12 protein-coding genes are annotated in these 14,107 nt (G+C 61.6%); 11 read left to right on the plus strand and 1 reads right to left on the minus strand.

Annotated features, from left to right (window positions below):
- Positions 1-261: 261 nt before the first annotated feature.
- The 8 genes from BLT00_RS24685 to BLT00_RS24720 all read left to right on the plus strand — a co-directional run bounded on the left by BLT00_RS24685 (position 262) and on the right by BLT00_RS24720 (position 10,367).
- A complete protein-coding gene (locus BLT00_RS24685) occupies positions 262-744 on the plus strand; it encodes a sigma-70 family RNA polymerase sigma factor (RefSeq protein WP_058546861.1) in 483 nt (160 codons plus the stop codon).
- Positions 745-888: 144 nt separating this feature from the next.
- A complete protein-coding gene (locus BLT00_RS24690; RefSeq protein WP_092149209.1) occupies positions 889-2,223 on the plus strand; it encodes a lysine N(6)-hydroxylase/L-ornithine N(5)-oxygenase family protein in 1,335 nt (444 codons plus the stop codon).
- A 275-nt stretch (positions 2,224-2,498) separates the two neighbouring features.
- Positions 2,499-5,699 (plus strand): transporter substrate-binding domain-containing protein, encoded by a 3,201-nt coding sequence (locus tag BLT00_RS24695; RefSeq protein ID WP_092149212.1) that lies wholly within the window; start codon positions 2,499-2,501, stop codon positions 5,697-5,699.
- A 127-nt stretch (positions 5,700-5,826) separates the two neighbouring features.
- Complete coding sequence (locus BLT00_RS24700) at positions 5,827-6,261, plus strand: response regulator (protein WP_092149215.1); 435 nt, start codon at positions 5,827-5,829, stop codon at positions 6,259-6,261.
- A gap of 75 nt (positions 6,262-6,336) precedes the next feature.
- A complete protein-coding gene (locus BLT00_RS24705; RefSeq protein ID WP_170845957.1) occupies positions 6,337-6,990 on the plus strand; it encodes a response regulator transcription factor in 654 nt (217 codons plus the stop codon).
- Positions 6,991-7,118: 128 nt separating this feature from the next.
- Positions 7,119-7,985 (plus strand): pirin family protein, encoded by an 867-nt coding sequence (locus BLT00_RS24710; RefSeq protein ID WP_063320281.1) that lies wholly within the window; start codon positions 7,119-7,121, stop codon positions 7,983-7,985.
- Positions 7,986-8,179: 194 nt separating this feature from the next.
- Positions 8,180-9,622 (plus strand): mechanosensitive ion channel family protein, encoded by a 1,443-nt coding sequence (locus tag BLT00_RS24715; RefSeq protein WP_092149218.1) that lies wholly within the window; start codon positions 8,180-8,182, stop codon positions 9,620-9,622.
- Positions 9,623-9,926: 304 nt separating this feature from the next.
- Positions 9,927-10,367, plus strand: coding sequence for a carboxymuconolactone decarboxylase family protein (locus BLT00_RS24720; protein WP_092149221.1), 441 nt, complete (start codon positions 9,927-9,929; stop codon positions 10,365-10,367).
- Between the two features lie 12 nt (positions 10,368-10,379).
- Here BLT00_RS24720 and BLT00_RS24725 read toward each other — a convergent pair whose 3' ends face one another.
- On the minus strand, positions 10,380-11,144 hold the full coding sequence (locus tag BLT00_RS24725) for an AraC family transcriptional regulator (protein ID WP_092149224.1): 765 nt from the start codon (positions 11,142-11,144) through the stop codon (positions 10,380-10,382).
- A 99-nt stretch (positions 11,145-11,243) separates the two neighbouring features.
- Between BLT00_RS24725 and BLT00_RS24730 the strand changes: the two genes are divergently transcribed.
- The 3 genes from BLT00_RS24730 to BLT00_RS24740 all read left to right on the plus strand — a co-directional run bounded on the left by BLT00_RS24730 (position 11,244) and on the right by BLT00_RS24740 (position 14,032).
- Positions 11,244-12,392 (plus strand): MFS transporter, encoded by a 1,149-nt coding sequence (locus BLT00_RS24730; protein WP_092149227.1) that lies wholly within the window; start codon positions 11,244-11,246, stop codon positions 12,390-12,392.
- Between the two features lie 118 nt (positions 12,393-12,510).
- Positions 12,511-13,011 (plus strand): sigma-70 family RNA polymerase sigma factor, encoded by a 501-nt coding sequence (locus BLT00_RS24735; protein WP_092149230.1) that lies wholly within the window; start codon positions 12,511-12,513, stop codon positions 13,009-13,011.
- Between the two features lie 37 nt (positions 13,012-13,048).
- The gene (locus tag BLT00_RS24740; protein WP_092149233.1) at positions 13,049-14,032 is read left to right on the plus strand and encodes a FecR family protein; all 984 of its coding nucleotides are present in this window, start codon (positions 13,049-13,051) and stop codon (positions 14,030-14,032) included.
- Positions 14,033-14,107: the final 75 nt, after the last annotated feature.

A 14,107-nucleotide genomic window follows, 5' to 3' on the forward strand; every position in this document is an offset into this window, starting at 1 on the left:
CCTCCATGAACCTGGAGGATCCGGGACTCAGGTTTCAGGGCCGCTTCGCGCCCCAGCGGGAGCAAGCTCCCTCGCCACAAAAGTCAGGGGCCGACGCCTCGTCAACTGAACGAATCAGCCCTGATACAAACCAAAGCTTTAAATCTATATGAGAATTACTATAAATTACGCGATTGAATCTGCCACTATCGTGCCATTGCCTTTCCCGGGCATGCCGAGTGGGCACAGGGATAGCTGGCGCAGCCATTGCGCACGGGAGTCATGTTGGAAAACTACTATCGCGAGCTGGTGTGTTTCCTGAACGCCAGGCTAGGCAACCGCCAGGCGGCCGAGGATGTGGTGCATGACGCCTATGTGCGGGTGCTGGAGCGCGCCAGCGACACGCCCATCGAACAGCCCCGGGCGTTCCTGTATCGCACGGCATTGAACCTGGTGATCGACGGGCATCGGCGCAATACCTTGCGCCAGGTCGAATCCCTGGAGGTGCTGGACAGCGAAGAGCGCTTCTTCACCCCGTCGCCCCAGACCAGCCTCGACCACGGCCAGCGCCTGGACATGCTCCAGCGTGCCCTGGCCGAGCTGCCACCGCTGTGCCGCGAGAGCTTCCTGCTGCGCAAGCTCGAAGGCCTGTCCCACCCGCAAATCGCCGAGCGCCTGGGCATTTCCCGGGCACTGGTGGAGAAACACATCGTCAACGCCATGAAGCACTGCCGCGTTCGCGTGCGGCAGTGGGACGCGCATTAATCTGCCTACGCCGGTCGTCTCGCGGTAAATTTTTTTTCATTGTCCTCGTTCCTCTCAACACACGACTTGTTGGCCCCTAAACGCTGGGCAGGTCACCCCAGGCTTTTCGCGCCCTGTTGAGGGCTTTTCCAGAGGACACTGGACATGACACAGGCAATTGCATCGCCCATCGTTCACGACTTGATCGGCATCGGTTTCGGCCCCTCGAACCTGGCGCTGGCCATCGCATTGCAGGAGCGCGGGCCGGTCCAGGGTGAACTGGACGTGCTGTTCCTCGACAAGCAGGCCGACTACCGCTGGCACGGCAACACCCTGGTGACCCAGAGCGAGTTGCAGATTTCCTTTCTCAAGGACCTGGTGACCCTGCGCAACCCCACCAGCCCGTATTCGTTCGTCAATTACCTCAAGCACCATGGCCGCCTGGTGGACTTCATCAACCTCGGCACCTTCTACCCGTGCCGCATGGAGTTCAATGACTACCTGCGCTGGGTGGCCGGGCATTTCACCGAACAGAGTCGCTATGGCGAAGAAGTGCTGCGCATCGAACCGCTGCTGCACAATCAGCAGGTCGAAGCCCTGCGGGTGATTTCCCGCGGCCGCCAGGGCGAAGAATTCGTACGTACCACCCGTTCGGTGGTGGTCAGTGCCGGTGGTACGCCGCGGATTCCCGAGGCGTTCAAGGTGTTCAAGGACGACGCGCGGGTGTTCCACCATTCCCAGTACCTGGAGCGCATGGCGGGCCAACCGTGCGTGAAGGGCCAGCCGATGAAGATCGCGATCATCGGCGGTGGGCAGAGCGCGGCGGAGGCCTTCATCGACCTCAACGACAGCTTCCCTTCGGTGCAGGTCGACATGATCCTGCGCGGCTCGGCCCTGAAGCCGGCGGACGACAGCCCGTTCGTCAACGAAGTGTTCTCGCCGGAATTCACCGACCTGGTGTTCCAGCAACCCCACAGCGAGCGCGAACGGCTGGTCAACGAGTACCACAACACCAACTATTCGGTGGTGGACATCGACCTGATCGAGCGCATCTACGGGATTTTCTATCGCCAGAAAGTCTCTGGCATCGCCCGTCATGCGTTCCGGACCCTCACTACGGTGGAGAAGGCCACGGCCACCGACGCCGGCGTGGAACTGGCGGTGCGCAACAACGCTACTGGCGAGTTGACCGTGCGCCGCTATGACGCCGTGGTGCTGGCCACAGGATACGAGCGGCAGATGCACCGCACCTTGCTGGAGCCGCTGGCGCAATACCTGGGGGATTTCGAGGTGGATCGCAACTACAAGCTGATCACCGACGAGCGCTGCAAGGCGGCGATCTACATGCAGGGCTTCTGCCAGGCCAGCCATGGCCTGAGCGATACCTTGCTGTCGATCCTGCCGGTGCGTGCCGATGAAATTGCCGGCTCGCTGTATGAGCACGGGAGCAATCGCGGGCAGGCGCGTCCGGTGCGCGATCAGTTGCTCGCCGCCGTATAGGCCCTGTGGAGGCGAGTCACTCGCAGGAAATCTATCAGCCAACGCAACCCTGTGGGAGCGAGCAAGCTCCCACAGGCCATAGGCCCGGTCTCTGGTCACCCGCAGGAAATTCTTCAGAAATTTCCTACACTCACTTCACAGCCTCCTGCTGTTTGACAGGCTTGGTTCGCTGTTCCCTCGTATTGGCAGTCTGAACCCCTCAGCCGGTCCACCCTGACTGTATGTGCAGTCGGTGTGAGCCGGGCCGACTACGCCAAGCGAAACACCCTGACCAGATGATGTTGCTTTTACGCACAGGCCTGGTGGCGCTGTTGCTGGGCTCATTGAGTGTGGTGCCACCAGTGGACGCGGCCCCCGAGGCGCTGCGGGTGCTCGGGCGCTCCAATGTGAGCGATTATTCGGTGTCCCTGGACGACGCCGACTGGACCTGGCTGCGCCAAAAGGGCACGTTGCAGTTGGGCGCCTCGGCGCCGGACTACGCGCCGTTCAGCATCACCGGCAATGGTCGCGACTATGAAGGCCTGACCGCCGATTATGCGCAATTGCTCGGGCAACTCCTTCACATCAAGGTGCAGGTCCAGCGCTACCCATCCCGTGCCGAATCGCTCCAGGCCCTGCGCGGCGGTGAGATCGATATGCTCGGCACCGCCAACGGCTTCGAAGCCAGCGACCCGGACCTGGCGATGTCCCAGGCCTATGCCGATGACCTGCCCACCCTCGTGGCGCGCATCAACGACAGCCAGGACTTGCCCAGCGACCTGGCGGGCAAGCGCGTGGCGATGCTGTATCACTACTTGCCGCCGGAGACGGTCGAGGCGTTTTACCCCGAAGCCTCCTTGCAGCTGTTCCCCTCGACCTTGAGCGCCATCGGTGCCGTGGCGTTTGGTCAGGCCGATGTTTATCTGGGGGACTCGATCAGTTCCAACTACCTGATCAGCAAGAATTACCTGAACAATATTCAACTGGCCGATTTTTCGCGCATGGAAGTGCAGCCGTTCGCCTTCGCGGTCAGCCGCGACAACGTGCGCCTGTTACGCATCATCAATGCCGCGCTGCAAGCCATCCCCGCCAGCGAACAGATGAGCATCCTGAGGCGCTGGAGCGCTGGCGGCGCGAGCATGCCGGGTCAGCAGGCGCTGCATTTCAGCGTCAAGGAGCAGCGCTGGCTGGATGCTCACCCACGGATCAAAGTCGCTGCCAACGAAAACTTCTTGCCGCTGACGTTCTTCGATGAACAAGGCCATTTGCACGGCATCGGCGCCGATGTGCTGGCGAGGATCAGTTTGCGCACCGGTTTGAAATTCGATGTGCAGCGTGGCGACTCGGTTGATGATTTGATCGGGCAGATCAAGAGCGGCAAGGTCGACGTCCTGGCGACCGCCATACCCAGCACCGAACTCGAAGACGAGTTGCGCTTTACCCGACCGTACCTGACGAATCCGTTCGTGCTGGTGGTGCCCGCGCGGGCCAAGGGGCCGCTAACCCTGGACCAGATGGCCGGCAAGCGCCTGGCGCTGGTGCGTGGCAACGTGTTGCGCGAGTTCCTGCTGGAGCAGTTCCCCCGCGTGCAGTTGGTGACGGCACAAAACACCGCCGATGCCATGGCCATGGTCGCCGCCGGCAGGGCGGACGCTGCGGTCAATCCGCTGATCAGCGCCCGCTACATGATCTCCCGCCAGTACCGCGACACGCTGCAGGTCACCAGTACCGTCGGCACCTTGCCCGCGCGCGTTGCGTTGGCGACGAACCGGGGCGCATTGGAGCTTTACTCGATTCTCGACAAGGCGCTGTTGAGCATTTCTCCCGAAGAGATGGACGAGCTGACCAACCGCTGGCGCAGTGAGGTAGTGATCGACGACAGTTACTGGCTGCGCAACCGCACCACGATTCTCCAGGGGTTCACCGTCGCTGCGCTGCTATTGCTGGTGACCTTGGGCTGGGTCATTTACTTGCGGCGCCTGCTGGAGCAATTGCGCGTCGCCAAGGAAAGCGCTGACGACGCCAACCGGGCCAAGACCACCTTCGTGGCGACCATGAGCCATGAGATCCGCACACCGATGAACGCGGTGATCGGCCTGCTGGAACTGGCCCTGAAAAAAGCCGACCAAGGCATCGTGGACCGGGTCGCCATCGAAGTCGCGTCGGGGGCGGCCCATGGCATGCTGGACTTGATCGGCGACATCCTCGACATCGCCCGCATCGAGTCGGGCAAGCTGTCGCTGGCGCCGCAACGGGCCAATCTGCACGAATTGACCGAGTCGGTGGCGCGGATTTTCGAGGGCCTGGCCCGGCAGAAACACCTGCGCCTGCAACGGGTGCTGGACACCGGGGTCAACCATGACGTGTTGATCGACCCGTTGCGCTTCAAGCAGATCGTCTCGAACCTGTTGAGCAACGCCATCAAGTTCACCGACCAAGGCGAGGTGCGCCTGAGTGTGCGCGGCGAGCCGGACATTGAACACAGGCGCCTGGGCATTTGCCTGCGAGTCGAGGACACCGGCTGCGGGATTTCGCCTGAGGACCAGCGCCGCCTGTTCAGCCCCTTTACCCAGGCCAGCCACACGACCCAGTCGGCCCGCAGCGGTTCCGGGCTGGGGCTGGTCATCAGCCGCACCTTGTGCGAAATGATGGGCGGCACCCTGACGTTGCGCAGCGTGGCGGGGGCGGGCACGCAGGTCGAGATCCTGCTGGACCTGCCCCTGCTCGACGCCTTGCCGACCTTGCCGCCTGTCGAGGCTGAGGCGCTGGTGCCGGGCCGGGCGCTGAGGATCCTGGTGGTCGATGACTACCCGGCCAATCGCTTGCTGCTGTCCCAGCAACTGGCCTACCTGGGCCATCGTGTCCAGGAGGCGCAGAACGGTGTCGAAGGCCTGCACGCCTGGCGCAGCGAGCACTTCGATGTGGTCATCACCGATTGCAACATGCCCTTGATGAGCGGTTATGAACTCGCGCGGGCCATTCGCGACGAAGAGCATGCGCAAAACCTGTCGCCCGGGTTGATCCTGGGGTTCACGGCCAACGCCCAGCCTGAGGAAAAGGACCGCTGCGCCGAGGCCGGGATGGACGATTGCCTGTTCAAACCCATCAGCCTTCGGGCGCTCAATGCGTGCCTGGTTTCGGTCACGCCGGACGTGGGGGCGCCTCAGCCCGACGATGGCATCGACTTGACCAGCCTGGAACAACTGACCGGTGGCGACACGACCGCCATCAGGGCACTGCTGGAGGAACTGGTCAGCAGCAATGCCGACGATCAGGCGCGACTGTTGCACTTGTCCAGCCGACAAGACTTGCCGGGCCTGGCGGACCTGGCGCACCGGATCAAGGGTGGGGCGCGGATCGTCCAGGCGCAACGGCTGATCGCCGCCTGCGAGGCGCTGGAAAGCGCTTGTCGGGGCGGCGATACGTTGCTGCTCGCCCAAGCCGTGGAAGATATTCGCCAAGCCATCGAGCACGTGGCGGAGCAACTGAAGACCTAACAAGGGCTTCGTCTGGCTTCATTTTGGGAATAATCCTACATCGTCTTTCAAGCGCTTCCTCTAGCCTGACGGCCTTTAATGTTCTGAGCCGGTTTCTACCTGGCGCGTTGCTATTGGAAAGCTTGCCATGCCGAACAAAGCACTCCGTATCCTGATTGCCGACCCACACCATGCTCATCGAATCGTGCTGGAGCGCCTGTTCAATCAACAGGGCTATTTCCGGATTGTCCCTGTGAGCCATGTGCAAGAGTTGCTGACACTGGTGGAGTACGGCAGCGAGCCCTTCGACCTGATCGTCGTCAATGCCGGGCTGACCAGTGGGGCGTTGGATTTGCACGATTTTGTTATCTATAACCCACAGGTTCGTCACGGGATGATTTACAACGCGCAACCGGCCAGCCTGTCGCCGGTGCCGGTCGCGCGCCGATCGAGCATGCACCTGAGCCAGGCGCCACTGCCTGACCTTGTCTCCCTGCGGCGCCTGATGGAGCAGGTCGACCCTCAAGCCCGTGAGTCGCTGCAACCGTGGACGCACGCCCTCAGGCAGGGCCATGGACGCTGAGAAAGACCGTTGGTCTGCACTGTCGGATCTGACAGGTGTCTGGGCCTGGCGCTTGTGCAAGAGTCCGGTGCAGTCATGGCGCCGGTGCCGTTTGTAATGACCTGGGGAATTGCCTTGAAAGACGTGTTGATCGTGGATGACCACCCTGTCATACGAGGGGCGCTGCGGCTTATTTGCCAGAATGAGGCGTTCACCCACATCCGAGACGCCAGCGGCGTGGCCGATGCCAGGGCTCTCATCAAGGAGTGCGTGCCAGACCTGGTGATCCTCGACCTGGTGATGAACGGTTTCGATGGCCTGGACCTGCTGGTCTGGATCATGGCCCAATTCCCTGAGTGCAGTGTGCTGGTGTTCACTTCCCAGGATGCGCAGCACTTCTGCAACCGCTGCATCTCGGCCGGGGCCCGGGGTTTTGTGACCAAGAAAAGCGACCTCAAGGAACTGACCAAGGCCATCCAGGCCTTGAAGTCCGGTTATGCCTATTTTCCGCAGATGTCCGTCAGGCTGGATTTTCAGCAGCGCAGCGAACAGCAGGCGCTGGAAAGCCTCTCCACCCGCGAGCTGTCCATCCTGCGCATGCTGGCCATGGGCATGCGCGGCAAGGACATCGCCGAAAGCCTGTTCCTGAGTCCAAAAACTGTCAGCACCTACAAGACTCGGTTGCTGGAAAAGCTTGGCCTGCAATCCTTGGTGGGACTGTCGGAGTTCGCTAAGCGCAATCACCTTTGAATGACACCAGGCTTTTCAGTCGTTCTCTAAATAGAACGCTAAAGCCGATTTTTGCAGTCTAGTGCTGCAAAGGTGTCGGTTCTAAGCTGTGTCCATTGAATCGCAGTACCTGATTTTGGAGACACAGCATGAAAAACATCATCGGCCTCTACACCAGCCCACGGCCCCATTGGGTTGGCGATGGCTTCCAGGTTCGCACGCTGTTTTCCTACGACAACCTGGGCAAGCACGTCAGCCCGTTCTTGCTGCTGGACCACGCCGCCCCGACTGAATTCACGCCCACCACCGAGCGTCGTGGCGTCGGCCAGCACCCGCATCGCGGTTTCGAAACGGTGACCATCGTCTACCAGGGTGAACTGGAGCACCGAGACTCCACGGGCAGCGGCGGCAAGATCGGTCCCGGCGACGTGCAATGGATGACCGCCGCGTCCGGCATCATCCACGAAGAGTTCCACTCCGAAGCTTTCGCCCGGCAGGGCGGGTTCATGGAGATGGTCCAGTTGTGGGTCAACCTGCCTGCCAAGGACAAGATGGCCCCGGCCGGCTACCAGACACTGCTCAAAGGCGACATTCCGAACATTGCGCTGAAGGACGATGCCGGCAGCCTGCGGTTGATCGCCGGGCGCTTCGAGGGGCATCAAGGGCCCGCGAAGACTTTCACCCCCATCGACGTCTGGGACATTCGCTTGAAGGCCGGTAAAGACTTGGTCCTTGACCTGCATGAAGGCCACAACACCGCCCTGGTGGTGCTGCATGGCTCGGTCCAGGTCAATGGCCGCGAACGGGTCGAGGCCGGCCAGCTAGCGCTGTTCGACCGGGCTGGCGACCAATTGAGCCTGCAAGCCAATAACGATGCCGTTGTGCTGCTGCTCAGTGGCGAGCCGATCGACGAACCCATCGTTGGCCATGGCCCGTTCGTGATGAACAGCGAGCAGGAAATCCACCAGGCCTTCAACGATTTCCACTCGGGGCGTTTTGGCCGGATGGACGATTGAACGCGAAAACAACAGCCACGCCGCACCCACTGTGTGGGAGCTTGCTCGCGATAGCGGTCTAACAGTCCAGGCATCATTGACTGACGCACCGCAATCGCGAGCAAGTACGCTCCCACATGGAGATCTGCGGGGATCTCTACAGCTTGGTCATTCTGTGCCAATCTTCGCCTCATTGATCTTTCTGGAGCCGTCCGATGCTGTCTCTGATCTCCGAGCACCCGCTGCTCTGTGCCCTGGCGCTGCTTGTGCTCGACATCCTGATATGGCGGCTGGTGAGTGCGGATCGGACCTACTGGAAAATCGGCGCGCGGCTGGTGATTTTTTCCTTGTTCAGCATGTTGCTGTTCAACGAGGGCCTCAACCCCATGGAGCCGGCGCAGTGGGTCGACGACGTGCCACGGCACCTGGCGGCCACAGGGTTGCAGATCGCCTGGTGGCTGCTCGCCGCGCGAACCCTGACGGTGATGATGGGCGCGGTGATGATGCAGCGGGTCGGTCACACCGGGCGCTTGTTGCAGGATTTGCTCGGCGCGGTGATTTTCCTGATCGCCGTCATCGCAGCGCTGGCCTATGTGCTGGACCTCCCAGTCAAGGGCGTGCTGGCGACGTCCGGGGCGATGGCGATCATCGTCGGCCTGGCGTTGCAGAGCACCCTCAGCGACGTGTTTTCCGGGATCGTGCTCAACACCACCAAGCCTTATCAGCTCGATGACTGGATTTCCATCGACGGCACCGAAGGCCGGGTCACTGACATCGACTGGCGGGCAACGCGGTTGCAGACCGCCCAAGGCAGCATGGCGGTGATCCCCAACTCACTCGCGGCCAAGGCCAAGGTCATCAACTTCAGTCGACCCAGCGATGTCCATGGGTTGTCCATCAGCGTCCAGGTCAGCCCTCACGCGCGGCCGCAAACCGTGATCGACGCGCTGGAGCGAGCGATGATCGGCTGTCGGACCTTGCTCGCCAACCCGGCACCCTGCGTGACGCTCAAAAGCAGCAGCAGTGATGGGGCGGAATACGAGATCAGCGGGTTCGTCGCCTCCAGGGCCCAGAAGCGCGAGGTGCGCAACCAGCTGTTCGACCTGGCGTTCCGGCATTTGCAGGCCTCGGGCGTGAGCCTGTTGTCCAACAGTGAAAGCGCCACCGCCAAGGATGCGTCGCGGCCTCGGGCGTTGCTGGAAAGCTCGAACATCTTCTCCACCTTGCGCCAGGACGAGAAAGATACCTTCAGCCAGAACATGACCCTGCAGACCTTCCGCGCCGGCGACATGATTTTGCCGGCGGGGGAGGTCAGCGATCATTTGTTCATCATTGAATCCGGCGTGGTCAGCGTGACCCTTGTGCGTAACGGCCAGCCATTCGAAGCCGGGCGCATGGGGCCGGGAGAGGTGATCGGCGAAGCCGGGATCGTTTCCGAACAGGCCGCGCTGGCGAGCTTTTCGGCCAAGACCTTCTGCACCCTTTATCGCATCGAGAACAGCTACCTCAAGCCTTGCCTCGACGCCCGTCACGACATCAACGACGCCATGAAAAACCTGCTGGACGTACGCATCCACCTCGCCCAGAACCTCACCCGCGAGCTACCCAAGCCCGTCGCCAAGAAGCGCTTCCTGCAGTGGCTGCGCAGCCGGGCCTGAACCTGCCCCGAAAACACCCCCTGTGGCGAGGGAGCTTGCTCCCGCTGGGTGGCGCAGCCGCCCCAAAATGGCCTACACCGTTCCCCAGGCAGACCGCGTCAGTCGGGTGACGACTGCTTCGCAGCCGAGCGGGAGCAAGCTCCCTCGCCACAACAGCCCGTAGGGTTGGACTCCCTTGAAAAGGCCAATACCCGGTCACGTCTTGCGGCGCCATTGGCCACCCGAACTTCCCAACAATTGGCTATTTGTACCGCGCCACTGCACGGCTAACGTAGCGCTACACCCCATTGTTCTGGAGCTCATCATGCAACCGCGTATCGATTTCTACACCGCTTCCCCAGACGCCTTCAAAGCCATGCTGGCCCTGGAAAATGCCGTCTCGAAACTGGGCCTGGAAAAGTCCCTGCTGGAGCTGGTCAAGCTGCGTTCCTCGCAAATCAACGGCTGCGCCTTCTGCATCGACATGCACACCGCCGATGCTCGTAAGGACGGCGAGACCGAACGTCGCCTCTACGCCGTGACCGCCTGGCGCGAAGCACCGTTCTTCACCGGCCGCGAGCGCGCCGCTCTGGCCTGGACCGAAGCCCTGACCCGCCTGAGCGACACCCACGCGCCGGACGCCGACTATGCCCTGCTGAGCGAGTATTTCAGCCCCAAGGAAATGGTCGACCTGACCGTGGCGATCAACGCCATCAATGGCTGGAACCGTTTGGCGGTGGGCTTTCGCAAGATGCCTGAGGCGTAAACCGGCCGGCAATCAACCCAAGTAGGCTTTTGGCGTAAAACCGGTCATTTGCTTGAAGAAGGCGATGAAGGCGCTGTCGCTGGCAAAGCCCAATTCGAAAGCGCTGTAGCTCAGGCCGCGGCCGGTGGCGAGCAGTTCAATGGCGCGCATCAGGCGCCATTGCTGCCGCCATTGCTGATAGCCCATGCCGGTTTCCCGTTGAAAGATCCGGCCGATGGTCCGGCCACTGGCCCCGATTTGCTCTTCCAATACGTTCAATGTCGGCGGCAAATGCTGCAGTGCCGCGAGCAGAGGTGCCAGGCGTTTGTCCTGAGGCAGCGGCAGCAGCATCGGCTGTTGCGGTGCCTCGCGGATTTCATCCAGGCACAACCCCAGCAGGTGCTTGTTACGGCCTTGCGTCCAGTCGCTGTCGAACGCTGCGTCGGTGATCGGTTCGAGTACGGCGCGTAGCAGTGGCGATACATCGATGATGCACACGTGTGAAGGTAAGTCAGCGCACAGTGATGCCTTCAGGTAGATCGATCGATAATCCACGCTCTGTTGCATCACGGCGCGGTGGGGTATCAACGGCGGAATCCAGGCAGCTCGCGATGGTGGCAGCAAGCACAGTTGCTGCGCCAGGGTGATGCGAGTACAGCCCTGGCGTGTGAACAACAGTTGCCCGCGCTGATGTCGATGTACGCCGGAATCGTGATGACCCAGCGTTGCGGCGAGACCGATGACCGGCGCGTCATGGCGGTCGGGGTCGAATAGGGCATGAGCGTCGAGCCAGGCCATGACTTGTCCGATTTCGAGGATTATTTGTCAGGCTTCGGATAATACGACAGCCAATGGCTTCGTAGACTGCTCGCCCGTCTTCGAACGAGCTTGGCTTGCATGATTTCGCGACCTTTCCTTTGCCTGGCGATTGCCTTGGTGATGTTCCCGCAGATTGCCCAGACCCTCTACAGCCCAGCGTTGGCAGACATCAGCGCGAGTTTTGCCGTCAGTGCAGAAATGGCCGCGCAGCTGTTATCCACGTTTTTCTTGGGATTCGCCCTGGGTGTAGCGGTGTGGGGGCGTGTGTGTGACCGCATCGGTCGCCGGCCCGCCATGTTGAGCGGGTTGGCCTTGTATGCTGCCGCGACGATGCTGGGGTTGAATGTCGACACCTTCGATGCGCTGCTGGCCGTTCAGGCCCTGGCTGCGTTTGGTGCGGCAGTTGGTTCGGTGGTGACCCAGACGGTCCTGCGTGATCGTTATCACGGTGTACAACTGGGCCAGGTTTTTTCAGTGATCGGTATTGCCCTCGCGGCCAGCCCAGCGATGGGTTTGTTCAGTGGCGCCAGCCTGGTACGACTCTTTGGTTACCAAGGCGTACTCGGCGGCCTATTGATGCTGTCGTTGGTTTTACTGGTGTGGTGCGCACGCGCCTTGCCCGAAACCCTGCCGGACCGTCTCCCTGCGCAACCCCTATCGAAGACACTGTGGCGCATGCTCAAGGACCCCTCCATCTGGTGTTCGTCGTTTCTTGTCGCCGCCTTCAATGTGGCGCTGTTCAGTTACTACAATCTCGCTCCGTTTCAGTTCGAACGGCTCGGATTGAGCCCCGAGTTGTTCGGCTACAGCGGCGTGATCCTGGCGCTGGGCTCGGGCTTGGGGGCTTGGCTGAACAAGCGTCTGTTGGCGCGAGGTTACGACGGTGGCCAGTTGTCGGCGGTGGCGGCAGTGGTGCTGCTGATCGGTGGCGTGAGTGTTCAAGGCTTGCTCTACAGCGGCGGTTTTGTTGTGGCGATGCTGCTGATCGTGTTGGCGTTTGGCATGGCGATACCCAACGTGCTGGGCGCCGCGTTGGTTCGCTATGGCGACTGCCTGGGTACTGCCGGGGCGTTGTTTGGCTTGTTCTATTACGTGTTGATTAGTGGTGCACTGATGCTCGCTGCCTGGTTTCAGGCGCTGGGCTGGACCTTGATCCTGTGTGGCGTTCTAGCGGTGTGCTTGGCGGGAAACCCAGCGCGACTCAAGTCGAAAAACCAGTCTGTTTGAGTCACCACAGGAATCTATCGTCGGCTGGGACAGCTTCGGACGACAGGCACCGCAATAGGTTTGCTTCGTATTAATAGGAAGCATTACTATTCACACCCCGTTTCCACAGCGCGCCGCGATGACCCCCAAGTTGCCCCGCAGTCCCGGCTTTTTCGAGCATTACGAAGAGTTGATCGGCACCTGGACCCGTCGCCTGCGCAATCGCCAGCAGGCCGAGGACCTGGCCCATGACACCTTCGTGCGGGTGCTTGAGTCCGATTCGAGCGGGGTCGAGCAGCCACGGGCCTATTTGCATCAGACGGCGCGCAACATTGCAGTGGATGGCTATCGGCGCGAAGATCGACGGGGGGCCATGGAGGAGGCGGCCGTCGACCATAGCCAGTCGCTGTCGGGCGACCCGGAGCACTACATGCACGCGATCCAGCTGGCAGACTCCATCGAGCGAGCGCTTGCCGAGCTGCCGGCCAACTGCCGTACGGTGTTTGTCTGGCAGAAGATCGAAGGCCTGACCCAGGCGGAAATCGCCGAGCGTTTGGGCCTGTCCAAAAACATGGTGGAAAAATATATGATCCGCACCCTGCGGCATCTGCGCGATTGCCTGGACGGGCCAGGCCAATGATCCGTCGTCCTCTTCCACCTGAGCCACAGGACCTTCCATGATGGATAGCCGTGAATGCCCGTGCGGGCAGGACAGGGTTCGCGACGCGGCGGCGCAATGGTTCGTGCGCCTGCAAGCGCCCGCCATGAGTGTCGAGGAGCGCCAGCGTTTCGAAGCCTGGCTGGACGAACATGCCAACCACCGCGACGAAATTCAATTGCTCCAGGGTATCTGGAGCGCCACGGACCTGCTGCCCAAGGAACGCCTGCGAGCGCTGTGCGAACCTCCCGCCAAACGTCCCAAGCGTCGGCCACTGCTGCGCTATGCCGTCGCCGCCGGACTGTTCGCGGTGGCGCTGGGGTTGGGGCTGTTCAGCGGTTTGAGTTCTTCCACCGACTACAGCGGCGAATACACCACCGTCCTCGGCGAGCGTCGGCATATCGCCTTGCCGGACGGCTCGATGATCGACCTCAACAGCCGCAGCCGGGTGCGTATTGAATTCGCGCACCATCAGCGCCGGGTGGAACTAGTCGAAGGCGAGGCCCTGTTCAGCGTCGAACACGATGCTGGCCGACCCTTCACCGTCAATGCGGGCAACGGTCAGGTGACGGTGACCGGGACGCGCTTCGACGTGCGCCGCGATGCCGATAAGACTCGGGTGGCGGTGGCGCAGGGCAGCGTCAAGGTCCAGGGACGCGCCGCGCCCCCGGCTCAGTTGGCCATACTGACAGCGGGTCTCGGCACCCAGATCGATGCCCAGGGCAAAGTCGCCACACCTTACGCGGTCAACGCCGAGGCGCTCACCGCCTGGCGCAACGGCAAACTGGTGTTCAACAACGCGCCGCTCAAGGAAGTGGCCGAAGAGGTTTCCCGTTATCGCACTCGCCCCCTGCGGGTCGGCAGCGCGGCGGTGGGCGACCTGCGCCTGACCAGCGTGTTCCGCGCCGACGATCCTGAGGCACTGCTCAAGGCGCTGCCGAGCATTCTGCCGGTGGCTGTGCGCAACCTGGATGACGGCAGCCAGGAAATAATTGCGCGATAAATTCAGGTTTTTTTCGAGTTCTTCGTCTTCTTGTCCAACTGCAACTGGTTTGCATTAACAGACGCGTATTCTTGC

The sequence above is a fragment of the Pseudomonas sp. NFACC51 genome, assembly GCF_900103575.1.
GTDB classification, from domain to species: Bacteria; Pseudomonadota; Gammaproteobacteria; order Pseudomonadales; family Pseudomonadaceae; genus Aquipseudomonas; species Aquipseudomonas fluorescens_Q.